This window comes from Undibacterium sp. Ren11W (assembly GCF_049340485.1).
Classification (GTDB): Bacteria; Pseudomonadota; Gammaproteobacteria; order Burkholderiales; family Burkholderiaceae_D; genus Undibacterium.
This window is the reverse complement of record NZ_JBMPPB010000005.1, coordinates 95,616-112,800: the sequence shown is the minus strand read 5'-3', so window position 1 is coordinate 112,800 and position 17,185 is coordinate 95,616. Positions and strand designations below refer to the sequence as shown.

11 protein-coding genes are annotated in these 17,185 nt (G+C 51.7%); 5 read left to right on the top strand and 6 right to left on the bottom strand.

From position 1 onward, the window contains the following. Window positions 1-173: 173 nt before the first annotated feature. The 5 genes from ACO0K8_RS12940 to ACO0K8_RS12920 all read left to right on the top strand — a co-directional run bounded on the left by ACO0K8_RS12940 (window position 174) and on the right by ACO0K8_RS12920 (window position 8,875). Window positions 174-1,232 carry a LacI family DNA-binding transcriptional regulator gene (locus ACO0K8_RS12940; RefSeq protein WP_422947070.1) on the top strand — a complete coding sequence of 353 codons (1,059 nt, stop codon included), beginning with the start codon at window positions 174-176 and terminating at the stop codon, window positions 1,230-1,232. 738 nt (window positions 1,233-1,970) lie between these two features. Beyond that, complete coding sequence (locus ACO0K8_RS12935) at window positions 1,971-4,286, top strand: TonB-dependent receptor domain-containing protein (RefSeq protein WP_422947069.1); 2,316 nt, start codon at window positions 1,971-1,973, stop codon at window positions 4,284-4,286. A 193-nt stretch (window positions 4,287-4,479) separates the two neighbouring features. After that, window positions 4,480-6,447 (top strand): alpha-amylase family glycosyl hydrolase, encoded by a 1,968-nt coding sequence (locus ACO0K8_RS12930; protein WP_422947068.1) that lies wholly within the window; start codon window positions 4,480-4,482, stop codon window positions 6,445-6,447. Next, window positions 6,444-7,439 (top strand): PfkB family carbohydrate kinase, encoded by a 996-nt coding sequence (locus tag ACO0K8_RS12925; protein WP_422947067.1) that lies wholly within the window; start codon window positions 6,444-6,446, stop codon window positions 7,437-7,439. Before ACO0K8_RS12930 ends, ACO0K8_RS12925 begins: the two co-directional genes overlap by 4 nt. Beyond that, window positions 7,436-8,875 carry an MFS transporter gene (locus tag ACO0K8_RS12920; RefSeq protein WP_422947066.1) on the top strand — a complete coding sequence of 480 codons (1,440 nt, stop codon included), beginning with the start codon at window positions 7,436-7,438 and terminating at the stop codon, window positions 8,873-8,875. The genes ACO0K8_RS12925 and ACO0K8_RS12920 overlap by 4 nt, the downstream gene beginning before the upstream one ends. 378 nt (window positions 8,876-9,253) lie before the next feature. Here the strand turns inward: ACO0K8_RS12920 and ACO0K8_RS12915 are convergent, their stop codons facing one another. The 6 genes from ACO0K8_RS12915 to ACO0K8_RS12890 form a co-directional block, all read right to left on the bottom strand. Then, the gene (locus ACO0K8_RS12915) at window positions 9,254-10,663 is read right to left on the bottom strand and encodes a sensor histidine kinase (RefSeq protein ID WP_422947065.1); all 1,410 of its coding nucleotides are present in this window, start codon (window positions 10,661-10,663) and stop codon (window positions 9,254-9,256) included. Then, on the bottom strand, window positions 10,660-12,009 hold the full coding sequence (locus tag ACO0K8_RS12910; RefSeq protein ID WP_422947305.1) for a sigma-54-dependent transcriptional regulator: 1,350 nt from the start codon (window positions 12,007-12,009) through the stop codon (window positions 10,660-10,662). Before ACO0K8_RS12910 ends, ACO0K8_RS12915 begins: the two co-directional genes overlap by 4 nt. 223 nt (window positions 12,010-12,232) lie before the next feature. Next, on the bottom strand, window positions 12,233-13,480 hold the full coding sequence (locus ACO0K8_RS12905; RefSeq protein ID WP_422947064.1) for an ABC transporter permease: 1,248 nt from the start codon (window positions 13,478-13,480) through the stop codon (window positions 12,233-12,235). Between the two features lie 98 nt (window positions 13,481-13,578). Further along, window positions 13,579-14,892: an ABC transporter permease gene (locus ACO0K8_RS12900; protein WP_422947063.1), complete on the bottom strand. Its 1,314-nt coding sequence runs from the start codon at window positions 14,890-14,892 to the stop codon at window positions 13,579-13,581. Window positions 14,893-14,901: 9 nt separating this feature from the next. Then, the gene (locus tag ACO0K8_RS12895; RefSeq protein ID WP_422947062.1) at window positions 14,902-15,633 is read right to left on the bottom strand and encodes an ABC transporter ATP-binding protein; all 732 of its coding nucleotides are present in this window, start codon (window positions 15,631-15,633) and stop codon (window positions 14,902-14,904) included. An 87-nt stretch (window positions 15,634-15,720) separates the two neighbouring features. Continuing rightward, complete coding sequence (locus tag ACO0K8_RS12890; protein ID WP_422947061.1) at window positions 15,721-16,992, bottom strand: efflux RND transporter periplasmic adaptor subunit; 1,272 nt, start codon at window positions 16,990-16,992, stop codon at window positions 15,721-15,723. Between the last annotated feature and the right edge of the window lie 193 nt (window positions 16,993-17,185).

Sequence of the window (17,185 nt, the reverse complement as noted above, 5' to 3'; positions counted from 1 at the left end):
GTACCACAGATACTCTGCAGTTTCAGAGCGCATGCGTCTCGGCTACGTTCTGTGTGCAGCCGGTCTACCGTAGTTGCCCAATGGGTTTTATAATGCATGCAAATCGCCTATAGCTCTTGCAGATTACCGCGCGCGACTAGCCCCATAATTTGCGCTATGCCTAGCAGACCATAATGACCAAGACACCCAGCAAAATCGATACCAAGCAAGGCGCTTCCAGCGCAGAACAACGCCGTTTGCAAATGGCAGATATTGCCCGTCTGGCCGGAGTCTCCACCTCGACTGTATCGCGGGCACTGAATCACAGTTCCCTGGTCAACGATGAGACTCGTATCCGCATCGAAGAGCTGGCGAAATCCCTGAACTACTCCATCAATATAGGGGCGCAGAACTTGCGCTTGAAACAGAACCGTACCGTCGCGGTTGTGGTGCCCTACGATGCATCTACACGTCAGCACTTGTCTGACCCGTTTTTCTTAAGCATGCTAGGTAGTTTGGCCGATGCGTTGACAGAGCGCGGCTTTGATATGCTGCTGTCGCGCGTCGATGCGGAGCAATTGGATTCGGCCGCACAGATTTACGATACAGGCAGAGTGCTGGGAGTGATACTGATAGGACAATGGCGCCACCATGATCAACTCAATCAACTGGCCGCACGTCGGGTCCCTATCGTAGTCTGGGGCGCACAATTACCCCAGCAACTGTATGTCACCGTCGGCAGCGACAATATCACCGGTGGTTTTTTGGCGACCGAACATTTAATTAAATCCGGTCGAAAAAATATCGCTTTTTTTGGAGATCCTCAATTGCCTGAAGTAGCGCACCGCTATGAGGGTTATTGCAAGGCACTGACGCAATATGGGATGGCGCCAAACCAACAGTTGCTGGTGACGGCCTCGTTTATTGAAGATGGCGGACGCCTTGCCGTGGAACAGCTTTGCAAGCGTCAGGTGGTTTTTGACAGTTTATTTGCGTGCAGTGATTTGCTGGCGATGACGGCCATCAATACCCTCAGAGATAAACAGTACCGGATACCGGAAGATATTGCTGTAGTTGGTTACGATGATATTGAGCTCGCCAGATATTTTCACCCTTCGCTCACCACCATACGTCAGCCTATCGCTGCCGCGGGTCAGGCCTTAGTCGAGGCCGTATTGTCACTGGCCGAACATCAGCCCACCAGCCCACGTTTATTGCAGACGCAATTGATGTGTAGAGCCAGCAGCGTGTAAATAGGCAGATCGCCAATTAGCAGGCTCTGGCAGCGCGCTAGGCGCGGTTTTTCTTAAACAATCACGCTCTGTAGCAAAATTACTTTGCCAGGCCCAATGCGTCCTATTGGCATCACCCTTGGTTTTTCGAAGACAGCGCTACCGGCGCTCTGCATGGGCTTCGCTTTTCAACCTTTCTAGAGAGCGCCGCAGACATAAAATCGCGATGACATGTCACGATTCATAAAAATAACAAGTAATTGCAACCGTTTGCATTATATTGAAAATTCCCGCTATTTTACTCATGCATATTTACTTTCAGTATGCATCGTTACCGAAAGCATCAGCAGAGCAGTAAGGCTCAGCATTTTTCCTGAGTGGCTTTATGCTGCATTGCAATAAATTTTCTTCAATTAAACCGCTTTGTTGCAAAATTCCGACGCTTATAAATTGCTTTATCACCTATATAAATGATGTATTTATCGCTCATTTCTCTACATGATTATCCAAATAGCGTGACCATCTAATAAGTGGTTTAGCCCCGCTCGCCTTGACGCTGACAGCCATCTGATTTCCTAATCTGCACTTCCCGCTCTAAGCTTAGTTATTTACCAATTTAAGGTTAAATAATTTTTGCTGCTTTGCGTGACTGCAATCGATTGCAAAGAAAATTATTTCACGCGATAATGCGTCACCCCTGCCGCTAATGCCAAACTCAGCAAAATAGTGGCCTATGGAATAAACATAACGGAGACAAAGATGAGAACACCTAAAATCAAGATGACACAAATGGCAGCATTGGTATCGCTAGCTGCTTTACAAATGAATAGCGTTTGGGCGCAAGAAGCGACAACATCGGTAACGGCGCAGTCAGCTACCGAAAAAAGCGCGTTGAACTTTGATACCGTTGTCGTTACCGGCTCGCCGATAGGCCGGTCAAAAATGAAGTCCAGCGTCTCCGTCAGCACACTAGACATGGAACAAGTCATGCAATCGGCACCGACCAATTCCGCAGAGATTTTGCGTGCGATACCTGGCGTGCGTTCCGAATCATCTGGCGGCGAAGGCAATGCCAACTTGACCGTACGCGGCGTCCCGGTTTCTGCCGGCGGAGCGCGCTATGTACAGTTTCAGGAAGATGGTCTGCCCTTACTGCAATTTGGTGACATTGCCTTTGCCACACCAGACATGTTTCTGCGCGCCGATGGCAGTCTTAGCCATCTGGAAGTAATCCGCGGCGGTACTGCATCCACGATGGCGACCAATGCGCCAGGCGGCATCATCAATTTCATCAGCCGCAACGGCAAGGAAAAAGGCGGCAGTATCGGCATCACCAAAGGCCTCGATTTCGATCTGACCCGCTATGACTTTGACTATGGCACGCCGATTTCAGACAAAACCCGAGTCTTCGTGGGCGGCTATTATCGCGTCGGTGACGGTGCACGTCCGGCCGGCATGACGGCCGAGGATGGTGGTCAGATCAAGGCAAACATTACGCACGAACTGGGTAATGGATTTATCCGATTGAGTTTCAAGCATCTCGATGACAAGTCACCCATGAATATGCCGGTGCCGGTCAAAACGACGGGCGGCAATATTGCAGAACTCCCTGGCATAGACCCGCGGACGGCCAGTTTCTATTCGCCCTATTGGAGCAAGGATTTGGTTTTGGATAAAAACAATAATCATATTGCCACCAACGTTAATGACGGCTTACCGGTCACCAACAATGCCTTCGGTGCAGAGGCATCACTCGATTTGGGGCAGGGCTGGATACTCGATGAAAAATTCCGTAAATCGAGCAACTCAGGGCGCTTCATCTCGATCTTTCCGGCAGACAACGGCAATGCCGCAGCCAGTATGACTTACGCGACCGGCCCCAATGCCGGCAAGGCATATAAGGGTGCAGCGTTTACCGCGACAGTCTTCAATACCTCGCTAGACGATTTGGGCAGCACCGTTAATGATATCAAGCTATCGAAAGCATTTGCCATAAGCGGCAGTACCCTGACTACCACGGTTGGTCTGTACAGCTCCTTGCAAAACGTCGGCGTCACCTGGAACTTCAATCAATACCTGTTGCAAGCGACTGGCGACAAACCAGCCCTACTCAATTCTGCGAGTACCGTAGCAGGATCTCCGGGTTTGTTGGCGCAAGGCACTGATGTCTGGGGTGGTTGCTGCAACCGGAATATCGATGCGCAATACAAGACCTCTGCGACTTATGCCAATTTGGGATGGGAAAGCGGCGCGTGGAATCTAGACGGCAGCTTGCGTTACGATAAACAAGATGCCAGCGGCAGTTACAATCAGGCGGTCAATCAGGCGTATAGCGCAGCCAATAGCAAAGTGATTGATTACTCGGTCGATCACACTTCGTACTCGTTCGGCGTCAACTATCGTATTGACAAAAACCTGGCGCTATTTGCGCGTAGCAGCGAAGGCATCGCCTTCAATGCCGACCGTATCATGTTTGGCAATCCGCTAGACGGCACCGTCCCTATCAGCACCAATATCGTAAAACAACACGAAGCAGGCGCAAAGTGGAAATCCGGTGATTTCAGTACGTTTGTCACCCTGTTCCAGGCCAAGACCACTGAATCCAACTTTGAAGCAAGCACGCAAAAATTCACCGCAAACAGCTACGACGCCAAAGGACTGGAAGTGGAAGCGGCTTATCGTTTCGGCGATTTCCGTTTAAGCGGAGGCATGACTTATACCAAAGCGGAAATCGTCGCAGCCAATGACGCATCGATTGTCGGTAAGACTCCACGCCGCCAGGCCAACTTCATTTATCAAATCGCGCCAACTTACACACTGGGTGATGTGATCTTCGGTGTCAGCGTAATTGGCACCAGCAAAGCCTGGGGCGATGATGCCAACACCTTGACTTTACCCGGCTACAACGTGGTCAATGCCTTCCTCAATTATCAGGCAAGCGCACGTGTTCTTCTATCGCTGAGCGCCAACAATCTGCTCAATAGCATAGGCTACACCGAAGTGGAAGGAGATGGCCATGCGGCTCGCTCCATCAATGGACGCACCGTACGTGCCACGGTGAAATACTCGTTCTAATCCAAGGCGGAAATGATCACGCAATCTTTGATCATTTTCGCCTGAACGTTTAGCAAAAACCTGGGCAAATAGAGTCTCGTCCCAGCCGCTGAATTCTGCTTTTGAATTCTGATTTTGATTTCTGCGGCTGACTGTTGTCTCCGTTTATCAAAGCATCGATGCTTTTTTTTCTTACACCAATCATTCTTTTTTCATGACAATTCTAAGTAATAGCCTCGAGGCGATGTTGACTCAGCTACCAAGTGCGCAGCATGCCGCAGTGAGTGATCGCTTTTTGCAACAGGCTCCGGCATTGCTGGAGCGCTTGCAGCGCCTGTATGGCCGGACTGAAAATTTTGCCCCCTGGTTCACCAGCTTGATGGCCTCGGTGGCAACTGTCGCCGCCCGCCGACCAGATGAGTTACAGCAATTAGATCAGCAAAGACTTCAGGATACGGCATGGTTCTCTTCGCAGGACATGCTGGGGTATTGCGCCTATGTGGATAAATTTGCAGGCGACCTGAACGGCGTGATCGATAAGATTGCCCACCTCGATGAAATGGGTGTGCGTTACCTGCATCTCTTGCCTTTTTTACGCGCCCGCAGCGGCGAAAATGACGGCGGATTTGCCGTTTCCAGCTTTGATGAAATAGAACCGCGGTTTGGCAGCATGGCCGACCTGCGCACACTAGCGGCGCACTTGCGTCAGTCAAAAATCAGTTTATGCTCAGATTTTATTCTCAATCACGTTGCCGACGATCACCCTTGGGCGTTGGCCGCAAAATCGGGCGATACCCGTTACCGTGACTACTTTTACAGCTATCCGGATCGGCGCATGCCGGATCAGTATGAGCAAAGCTTAGGGCAGATTTTCCCGCAGGCGGCACCTGGAAACTTTAGCTATGTCGAAGCCTTGCAGCGCTGGGTCTGGACTAGCTTTTACCCCTATCAATGGGATCTCAATTACACCAATCCGGCGGTTTTTTCAGAAATGGCGCTGGCACTGCTACATCTGGCCAATCAAGGCATAGAAGTGTTTCGCCTGGACTCCACCGCATTTTTGTGGAAACGCGAAGGCAGCAACTGCATGAACCAGGCGGAAGCGCACTGGATATTGCAAGCCTTGCGCGGCATCGTCGAGATTGTCGCACCAGGCGTCTTATTAAAAGCCGAAGCCATCGTCCCAACCGCACAATTACCAGCGTACCTCGGTACTGAGCCTGAGACCAATCCCGAGACAGCGTCGAGCAACGACCATCTGGCTTTGAAGGAATGCCACATCGCCTACCATAGCACTCTGATGGCCGCGGCCTGGGCGGCATTAGCCGAACAAAATACCTCGTTGTTAAAAAGTGTCATGCAAGGCACACCGGCTTTGCCGACGCAAACCTCTTGGCTCACGTATGTGCGCTGTCACGATGATATAGGCTGGAACGTATTGCGGCCGGAAGCCGGCGTACATGCCCAGCAACGTCTAGCCAAGGTATCACAATTTTTCTCCGGTGAACACGCTAGCTATGCCAGAGGTGCCAGTTTCCAGGCCGCCGACCCTGAGGTGGTGCATGGCAGTGTTGGCATGAGTTCGGCGCTGTGCGGTGTATCCAGTGCGGTCAGCGATGCCCAATCGAAAGTGGCGCAAGACCGGATGCTCTTGCTGTACGGACTGGCATTTACTTTTGGCGGCCTGCCAGTGATTTACATGGGCGATGAACTAGCACAGGGAAATGATGAGAGCTACCGCAAAGATGTCGCAAAAATCAATGACAGTCGCTGGTTACAACGCCCAGATTTCGACCTTAAGGCGTATGAGTCAAGACATCAGGCCAACAGTCAATCAGGACAACTATTCGCAGCACTATGCAAAATGTTGGCATGCCGCCGCGCCAGCCCACAATTGGCGGCAACGCAAGCACGCCGTTTGCTCAGTAGCCCGCACTCCCAATTATTAATCTTTGCACGCGGCGACCTCAGTGAATCTCAGGCACTGTACTTCATTGGCAATTTTTCAGAGCATGCTGTTACACTCGATTTACGCATTTTAAGTCTCGATACTTCATCTGAACAACCATGGTTCGATATACTCAGCAATGAAATTTATCAGCCGAAATCAATGCATTTCGCTGTGATACCTGCCTACTCTCAGCTCTGGCTGCGACCAGCTACACAAGGAAACCCATCATGAAACCTCCTGCTGTTGGCAGCATCGTCGTCTTCGGCGAAGCCCTGCTTGACGAATTCGCCGAACAGAAATTGATAGGCGGAGCACCTTTTAATGTGGCCCGTAATCTGGCACATTTTAACTGCGCAACTTTGATGATCAGCCGCATAGGCAAGGACCCTGACGGCGAATTGATACGCGCCGATATGCATCGCTGCGGCATGACGCAAATCGGTATGCAGGAGGACGCGACGCATGCTACCGGACGCGTACTGGTCACTCAGGATAAGCAAGAAAATACCAGCAGCCATCGCTTTACGATATTGCCGGATCAAGCCTATGACTACATTAATTCCGCTCAAGCACAGCAAGCGGTAAACGCATTTTGTCTGGATCATCCGGCCCGTTTTCTGTATTTCGGCAGTCTGGTACAACGTAGCGTATGCTCAAGACTCAGTCTGCAGGCGCTGTTAGACGATAGCAAGGCGCTGCGCTATCTCGATCTCAATTTACGTGACGGACAAGTTAGCGCCAGCACGATAACGCACTCTTTACATCTGGCCGACATCGTCAAAGTCAATGAAGACGAGTTACTGCATTTGCTGCAGCTCTATCCCAGTACAACAGGGTCGGTGGCCCTGGATCTGGCGGCCGACCGACTCAGCTGGAAACCCGCCATCGACGCACTGATGAGCAAGTTTGAACTTCAGGCCGTCATCATCACCTTAGGTGCCAATGGTTACGCCTATTTTGATACCCAAGGCCGATATTTTAGTGCCAGCAGTTTTTCTTCTACGACGCCAGTCATTGATACGGTAGGCGGCGGCGACGCATTCTCTGCCGTATTTTTGAGCGCTTGCTATTACGGCTGGCCGTTGGCGACTGGCTTGCGCCGTGCTCACGAATTTGCCAGCGCCGTATGTGGCATCCGAGGTGCGGTGTCGTCCGATCCGGATTTTTTTAAACAGTGGATGCAACGCTGGGCGGCAGAATCATTTTCAGGAGAAAGATCGTGAATATACAAAGCACTGAGAATCACTCCGTGAGTAATTCCGTGAGCAATAGCGTCAGTATGATCCTTAGCAATAGCGTGAACAAGATCGTGAGCAAATCGCGTCTGTCCTTCTGGCAGATACTCAACATGAACATCGGCTTTTTCGGCATCCAGTTCAGTTTTGGTTTACAGCAGAGCAGCATGAGCCCGATCTACAAATATCTGGGCGCGGATGAAGCCAGCTTGCCCTATCTTTGGCTGGCTGGCCCCATGACAGGTCTGATCGTGCAACCTATCATCGGTGCCATGAGCGACCGCACCGTGACTCGCTGGGGCCGTCGTACGCCGTATTTTTTGGTCGGCGCTATTTTGTGCAGTATCGGCTTACTCGCCATGCCGTTCAGCCCCACTCTATGGATGGCTGCGAGCCTGTTATGGATACTTGATGCAGCCAATAACATCACGATGGAACCTTACCGTGCCTTCGTCAGCGACAAGCTCGACAAGAGCCAGCACTCTGTCGGCTTTTTGACCCAGAGTGCCATGACAGGATTGGGCCAGACACTGGCCTATCTGACGCCGTCCCTATTGGTGTTTGCAGGCATGAACAAAGACGCCGTGAATAGCAGCAATATTCCACATATCGTGATTACCGCATTTCTGATCGGCTCGGTCGTGTCTGTCTGCTCGATACTCTGGACACTCAAAACCACCCCGGAAATCGCCCTCACGGCCAGCGAAATCGCCGCAATACAAAGCAAGCCGCAAGGCTGGCGCGAAACCTTAGCCGAAGTCTGGCTCGCCATCAAGGAGATGCCGGATACCATGAAGCAACTTGCTTTGGTTAAGTTGTTTCAATGGTATGCCATGTTTTGCTATTGGCAGTACATCATGTTGTCGGTAGCGCGCAGCATCTTTGGCACTAGCGATCAGGCCTCCGAAGGTTTTCGCGATGCCGGCCTACTCAATGGCCAGATCGGCGCATTTTATAACTTCATTGCCTTTATCGCCGCTTTCGCGCTGATGCCATTCGCACGTCGCTATGGGCCTAAGATCACCCATGCCATCTGTCTGACGCTAGCCGGTATCGGCATGCTCAGCATACCTCTGATCCATACACCGGCACTGCTATTCATCCCTATGTTAGGGGTGGGTATGGCATGGGCCAGCATCATGGGCAATCCCTACATCATGCTGGCTGGCAGCATACCGCCAGAGCGCACCGGCGTGTATATGGGAATTTTCAATATGTTTATCGTGATCCCTATGATTATCCAGATTTTTACTCTGCCTTTGTATTATCACCGCTGGCTAGATGGCAATCCGGAAAACGTGATACGGCTGGCAGGTTGCCTGCTCATTTGTGCCGCGCTGTCTGTGATGTTTGTGCGCCTGAATACGCCAGCTAAAATTACCTCTAGTCCGATCGAGAACGAAGGCGTTGCGGTAGCGCGTTGAACGAAACAATGTCAAATATCGCATACGGGAACTTCTAAAAACCCGTTAATCGGGATGCAGCGCAAGACGCAAACCGCAGCAATACGTCGGTATTGCGAGGATTTGCGACGCCGCGATGCGCCCGAGTATAGGGTTTTTAGAAGTTCCCATACGCCAGCGCGCATATCCCATGCGGCTTTGCAGGCAGATGCTCTGGAGAAGCGCATGAATAGTGCGCGGTGGCGCTGTCGCTCTGCAGCTTTTGAAGTGCACTATCGTCCGGCAAGCCTGATCGGCGGGATAGCGAGTCAGAGAGATTGCGAACTACTTAGTGGCGTTCTGACCAATCGCTTCATACTTCGTCAGCGCAGCATTTAGATTCGTGATTAAATTGCGCTATCAGCCCGGCAAAATCAGACTCACCATTAAGCCGCCACCTTCGCGATTACTCAGAGTGATACGGCCGCCGTGTGCTTCTATGATTTCTCTGGCGAGCGCCAGCCCTAATCCTGTACCGCTGCGTTTGGTCGAGTAAAACGGCACCAGCGCATTCGACATCACAGTCTCGCTCATGCCGCTGCCCTTATCCATCACATCAATCCGCAACAGATCCTGCATAGGTCTTACTGTCAACGTGACGTCCTCTGCTGCTGAGCCGGATTCATGGGCATTTTTTAATAGATTTAACAGCGCTTGCTCCATTTGAGCGATATCGAAGCGGCTGCTGTGCTCGGGCGTGGAACCCAGCAATGTAAAACTGGTGTGCGCTTGCAGATTGCTAATCAATTCGTTCCACTTCACCTGTTCGAGTCTGGGCGTAGGCAGCTTGGCGAAGCGCGCGTAGCCGTGGATGAAGCTTTCCAGATGCAGGGCACGTTCTTCTATGGTATTTAAAATTTCCGGCAGGCGCTCGGTCTTTCCGCGCTTAACCAGCTCACTGGCCGAGCGTGCCAGGGACGCCACCGGCGCCAGCGAATTATTCAATTCGTGGCTGATCACGCGTATTACTTTTTTCCAGGTTTGCACCTCCTGGCGACGCAATTCTACCGTCAGCTGACGTAGCAATAGCAGCTCGTGTTGGCGACCATTCAGACTAAAATTACGGCGCGACAGATGATAAATTTCTTCCTCGGCATCGTCCGCAGGCGCGCCAGCTTCCTCGTTTTTTTGCACCCCAGCCGGTACTATCGCCTGCGTGCTAAACAAGCCATCGCCGCCTTTCTCTAAGGCCTCGCGCAGTGAAGGCGAAACCTGTTGCAAAATCAGTTGCAGGCTGTGGCCCTCCAGTTTCCTGCCCTGATTGAGTAACTGGCGCGCCGCGATATTGGCGAACACGATGGGACCGCGATGCGAGATCAGTAACATGGCGACCGGCGTGTTTTGCAGCATCGTATCCAACAAGAGTTCGCGCTGCACCAGATCGAGTCTTTGCTCACGCAAGACATTACCGAGCGCATTATGCGCGTCCACCAGATCGGCCAATTCGTCATTGCGCGGCCAATGCAGGCCAAAGGAATAATCTCCGTCCTGATAACTAATCACGGTGCCACTCATGGCGCGGAACAATTGCAGCATGGGGTGCAGTTGGCTGCGCAATATGACCATCGCCAACAATAACATCAAGGCTGAAACACTCAGTGTGAGCAACAGCGCCTGCTGCGGAAAACGCTGTAGCAAGACTGTTGTCAAGCCGACGGCGATCATTAGTAACGCCGCCACTGCCAGGAACAAACGGCTCAGTAAAGACATAGGCATGCCGCGCCGTATTTGCGGATCTGTCTGTGTGGTCGGCTGTGCTATTGGTCTCATACGCTGCGGCTAATACCTAGCCTATCCATGCGACGATACAGAGCTTGCCGGCTCAATCCAAGTTGCGCGGCAGCTTGGGCTACCACGCCATTCGCTCTCATTAGCGCATGTTCTATGTCTTCCCGCTCAGGTTCCAACTCTGTCGTGCTGCTGGCAGTGGCCAGCTTGGGCAAGCCCAAGTCGCTGGCATTAATCTGATCACCGACGGCAAACAAACCTGCTCTTTGCATCACGTTTTTGAGCTCGCGTACATTCCCTGGCCAGACATGCTGTAACAGGTTCGCTTGTGCATCGGCGGTCAGACTCTTGCCTTGCTCTAAAAAAGAGTGCGCCAAAGGTAAAATATCATCTGGCCGTTCCGCCAGCGCCGGTATATGCAATTCGATCACGTTCAGTCGGTAAAACAAATCTTCTCGAAAATTTCCGGCCCTGATCATCGCCGGCAAATCGGCATTGGTGGCACTGATAACGCGCACCTTGACCTGCCTCTCCTTGTTCGAGCCCAGCCTCTCAAAGCGTCCCGTCTCCAGCACACGCAGTAATTTCATCTGGCCCGCTAAAGGCAGATTACCGATCTCATCAAGAAACAAGGTGCCGCCATCGGCCGCTTCAAACTTGCCTTCCCGCGCTTTACTGGCACCGGTATACGCGCCCGCCTCAGCACCGAATAATTCCGCCTCTATCAATTCGGCCGGCAAGGCACCGCAATTGAGGACGACGAAGGGCCCGTCCTTGACGCTGGAATTGGCTTGAATAATCTCCGCGATGCGCTCTTTGCCGCTGCCATTCGGACCAGTAATCAACACCGATACATGGGCGCGCGCCACCTGACATGCCATCCCCAGCACCCGCTCGGTGGCGGCGTCTTGCCAGATCAAATTGCGCAAATCGTACTGTGTTTCCAAGGCGCGTTTTTGTTTGCGTTCGCGCTGAGTGCGCAGTTGCAGGCTGCGATTGACGCGTCCCAATTCGCCCAGTTCTAACAAATTCTGGACGGTGGCCAGCAGACGCTGATCGTTCCATGGTTTAGCCAGGTAATCGGCAGCCCCAGCCTTGATCAAATCTACCGCCGCATCCAGATGGGTCCAAGCTGTCAGTAAGATCACAGGCAAATCAGGATGTCGTTTGCGTATCGCTTGAAACAACGCGACCCCTTCGGCACCCGAGGTGGTGTCGGCCGCAAAGTTCATATCCTGTATTACCAGATCCACCGCATTCGTCTGCAACATGGCCAAGCCCTGTTCGGGCGAGTCGGCGCTGATGCTGGCGATATCGGAGAGCGACAGCAACACCTCAAGTGCCATCGCAATGGAACGGTTATCATCGATGATCAGGACTGTGGGCATAAGCAAGATGTGAGTGGTTAGATGTGGGGGCGGCTCGACAGTATAGCCGTCGACCTCAGCTTAAATTGTACTACCCGATGCAGTCCGCAGGAATAATTTAAACATGGCATGCCCGTTCACGCATACTGGATGCGGCCTGCAGCCTCGATAGGCTGGAAAGGCGCATGGAATATGCGCGATGAGATGCGCGCTGAGCCTGCCTGTTTTTAAATGTAGAAATAACTCAGGCACCCCGGGTTGCTGTCGCCGGTGAAATGCTGGCGGCACGCCAGGCCGGCGCATAGACCGCAATCACACCCAATAGCCAAAACAAGCAAGGCGCAAACAGCAGATATGAAACCGGCAACTTGCTAAGCTCAAACTGGCTGACCAGCAACTGATTGAGTGCCAGCGCCAACAGCACGCCGCCAACGATACCGACGCTACTAATCAGGATATTTTCAGTAATGAAATAGGCCAAAATATCGATCTTCCTGGCACCCAGAGCGCGCCGTACGCCTATTTGTTTATAGCGTTGCGTCACCCATAAAGTGCTCATGCCGACGATACCAGAAGCGGTAACCAACACCAACAAGGCACTCACGGCAATGAGCATCCACGCCAACGCTTTTTCACTGCGATAGCGCGTGCGTCTATCTTCTTCCATAGAAGCACTTTTCACATTGAGCGGGGTCGCAGAACTCTTACGTAAAGCTGTTTCTACCGCTTGCATGACGCGATCGCGTTGCCCTGCCTCTGTACGTACCGAATAACCAGAGTGCACATCATTACTCAGCCGTATCGGAACGATGACCGATGTCTCACCTGCGCTTGCAGCCCGTCCGCCATGCGTTTGCAAGCGTTCCACGACACCGATAATTTTCACGCTATTGGCCTGTTCTCCGGTTCCAAAATAGAGGTCCTTACCAACGACTGAAGCCTGATCGGGATACAGCTTCGATGCCAGCTCTTTAGTGATGATCACTGTCTTAGGAAAATCTTGCGTGGTATTTTGATCCAACTCATACATATCGCCAGCATTAAAATCACGCCCTTCTATTAAATGCAAACCCCAGGTTTGTACGAGCGAATCAGGTGACATGTAGACAGATCCCATCGCATTACTAGTCGTTTGCTTACGATCTGCCGCCAGCCCACTGGTACTACCGGATTGTGATAAAGGCATCTGATTAACACGCGCCACAGCCACCACGCCGGGTACTGCAGCAATGATTGCCGCCTCCTGCTTTTGCATGGCGATCTGATCGGCGTGTTCCCCGAGTTTTTGATTGCTGATATGCACCCTGAAGAGGTTGAGCTCATCGACCACGCCGCTCGGACGCGCCGCCACCGCCAGACGTAAATTGACGATATAAATAGCATTGGCAAGTATCGCCAGGCTCAAGCCTATTTGTATTGCCACCAATAATGGCCCGGTTTTATTCCTGAGCAGGGCAGTTAATATCGGGCGGATTTCAAAAAATGTTTTCATCATAGCCTCATCAATTCATCAATGTAGGACTTACGCAAGATTGTTCCAGCTAGGCGGATACAACAACGCTGGGGCGGTTTTACGTAAGTCTGGAATGTTTACTGGGATTTAAGCTGTATCGCCGGCGTCACCTTACAGGCGCGCCAGGTCGGTAACAGACCGGCCAAAATAGCCGCGGATATGGACATCACAAAGGTCAGGGCCAGCATAGACCAATCCATATGGGCCACCACCGCCAACTGTTTGGACTGCATGGCGATCAAAAGCAGTGCGCCAATGGCGAATAGCACACCAACCAAGCCACCGATCAGACCAATCACACTGCTCTCAATAAAAAATTGCAAAAATACCTGTCCACGCGAGGCGCCAAGCGCGCGCCTGACACCGACCTCAGAAGCACGTACAGAAAACTTAGCCAGTAATAAACCTATGGTATTAACCAGGCACAGCAACAAAAAACCAAACGCCAGCCAGGCCGAAAGTTTGCTATCGTCGCCAATGATTTTCATCTCGCTTAACCAACCGCGCACATCAAACAACTGGTTCTTGGCTTTTCGTAAAAACCGACCGAACTTTCTTTGCTCGCTGACATAGTTATCAATATAACTCTGCAACTCAGAACGCTGTGTCTTTGACTTCATTTCAAACCAAAAATGAAACCAGGTGCATTCAGAATCGAGTAGTGCTTGCCAACCGGGTTCGCGCTTATCGCTACAGCTCATGCCGCCAGAATGTGTGGTCTGATGACGGATCGCGGTGGCAAATGGAATGACGAATTCTTCCTCGATGCCGAACGCCGACGAGCGGCCATTGAAGCGATAGTATCGTGGCATAGGCAACCAGTTGTCGAGCACCCCCACCACCTGATATTCAGCGCCAGACATGCGTAAGCGTTGTCCAACAGAATTGACCGCGCCAAATAATTTTTCCGATAATTTTCGGCTCAGCACCACCACATCGGCGGCATTGCTATCGTCGATCGCACGCCAGGGCTGCCCATACAAAAACGGTATGTCGAACATAGCAAAGACGTCGCTGCTGGCGGCCATTCCTTCTGCCGCCACCACTCCCAAATCAGCACGCATCGGCTCGATGACCATGCCTACGCCATACAAACCGGTACGTCGTTCGCCCTGCTTGCTAGCTAATAGACTGAGCACATCTTTGTAAGTCAATTGGTGATCGATAGATTTATCGCCTGCGACATAGCCTTCTAAAGGACCGTTATCAATGATAGGTGCAAACAACCGATCACTTTTGTTTGGAATCGGGTCGCCCGACATCACGTGTAAGATGGTTAATGTAGAGACGCTAGCAGCGACCCCGATTGCCAGCGTCAAGACCATCAGTGCAGTCAAGACGGGATTGCGTTTAAGACTGCGCAACCCTAACAGAAAATAGTAGTGGATCATCATATCTCCTTAAGCCGCAGCAGTATTCACTGAATGGGCAGCGCCGCTGGCATCGTATAGCGAGGGCGTCTGGCGCACCAGATCACACACTTGACCATCAATGATGTGGACATTACGTTGCGCCCGCACCGCCAGCTCAGGATCATGCGTGACCATCAAAATCGTGGTGCCCTTAGCGTTAATTTCTTCGAGCAATTCCATCACGCTGCGCGCCATATGGGTATCGAGATTACCGGTAGGTTCATCGGCCAATAATAATTTTGGCTTACCGGCCAAAGCGCGTGCAATCGCCACCCTTTGCTGCTGGCCACCCGATAGCTCTGCCGGATAGTGCTTCATGCGCGATGCCAGGCCAACCTGACTGAGAGCTTCTTCAATACGACGTTTGCGCTCACTGGCATTAAAACCACGATAACGCAAAGGCACATCGACGTTATCGAATAAATTCAGGTCAGGAATAAGGTTGAAGCCCTGAAAAATGAAACCGAGCTTTTCATTACGCAGACGTGAGCGCGCATTATCATCCAAGCCCTTGACGTTCACGCCATCGAGCAGATAGTCGCCGCCCGTAAACTCTTCCAGCAAACCGGCGATATTCAAGAAACTGGTCTTGCCTGAGCCAGAAGGCCCGGTGACGGTAACAAACTCTCCCTGTTTGACATGGATCTCAAAACCACGCAGGGCATGGGTTTCTATCATGTGGGTGCGATATACTTTACTCAGATTGGTCATGCGTAACATAGAAATTCTCCAGAAAGATATAGATGCTTTTACTTCAATATGGCGATTTTTATCGCCCGCTTATTCAAGCCTTACTGACTCACTATTTCACCCGCCATTGAGCGAGACGCTCAGCGCGTTTTCAAACAACTCGCTACCCGCGATCACCACCTGATCGCCCAGCTTCAAACCCTCTTGCAATTCAACCGCTGTGATACTAGTTGCGCCCATCTTGAAGGCTTGCCGCCTTGCGACTCCTGCTTCTACGATGTACACAAAACGTCCGCCTTCGTTCTCCACAAAAGGACCTCTAGGCAAGATCAGTACATTCGGTTTTTCTTCTATCAGCAGACGTGCCGAAACCCGTTGACTTTGGCGCAAACCGGCTGGCTGCTGACCACTAAACCGTACGCGTGCCAGCACTTGATTCTTCACCACTTCAGGCGAGATCGCGGATAGTTTCCCTAAACTTTTAACGCCGTTGATAGTTATTTCAGCGTTCATGCCTATACCCAAATCTGCCACATAGGATTCCGGTATCTCTAGCTCCACCTCGAGTTGCGACAAATCGACCAAGGTCATCAATGCAGTGTTGGCCGCCACCACGCTGCGATTACTGGTTGACAGAGTACCAACCAAACCATCCACCGGTGCTTGCAACTTCAGCTCATCGACTCTGCGCTGCGCATTGTCACGCACCAAACGCTGCTGCTGTAATTGACTCAGCTTAGTTTTTAAAACTATATCGACGTCCTCATTCTCTAAGGTGGTAGCCTGCTCGGCATGTTTGGCGCGGATTACGGCCGACTTTAAGGTATCTTGCGCCTTCATAAAATCGAGCTTAGCGATCACGCCAGCCACACCGGCGGCCTCGATTCTCTGGTAGGTGCGCTCGGCCGCGACTCTTTCAATTTCGGCTTGATCGGCATCGCGCCTGGCCAGCAGTTTTTGCTTGCGCGCCAGAATATGTTGACGCGCCACCTCTGCTTCCAATTGTTCGTAACTCGATTGTTCGCGTTTGAGCAGATTGCTCAGATCTGGCGACTCCAGTTCGGCCACGATCTGGCCTTTCTTAACCGTGTCGCCCGCCGTTACTCTTAAAGTGACAGTACCCGGTGCGCTAGCATATAAGGTGGGACTAACGGCGGCCACCATGCGCCCATTCACGGCAAGATCTCTGACCAGAGTGCCACGGCTAACCTGAGCAATTTTAAGACGATTCAGATTCACTGAGCGACTACTGCCGCCCCAGGCAGATAACAACATGACAGCCGCGATCAGTGTGGCGACGATCAGGCTTGTCCATATCATGAATTTTTTATTGCGCCAGGCCGATGGCGCTGCTATGCAAGCATCTTGGCCGGAAGTATCGCGTATCATAAGACCTATCCTTAGTGAGATAAGTCTATTAATAGCAGGAAGCGTGCCAACAACTAAGTCATTGTTTTATATCGATTTATTTTTCCACATACAGTGTCCGCAGTGTCCGCCGCATTAGCATATCTGTCCGCCCAGGCGACCCGGACAAGGTTCTGCCAGCGTAAATAAAAATGGCGAAGCATACGCTTCGCCA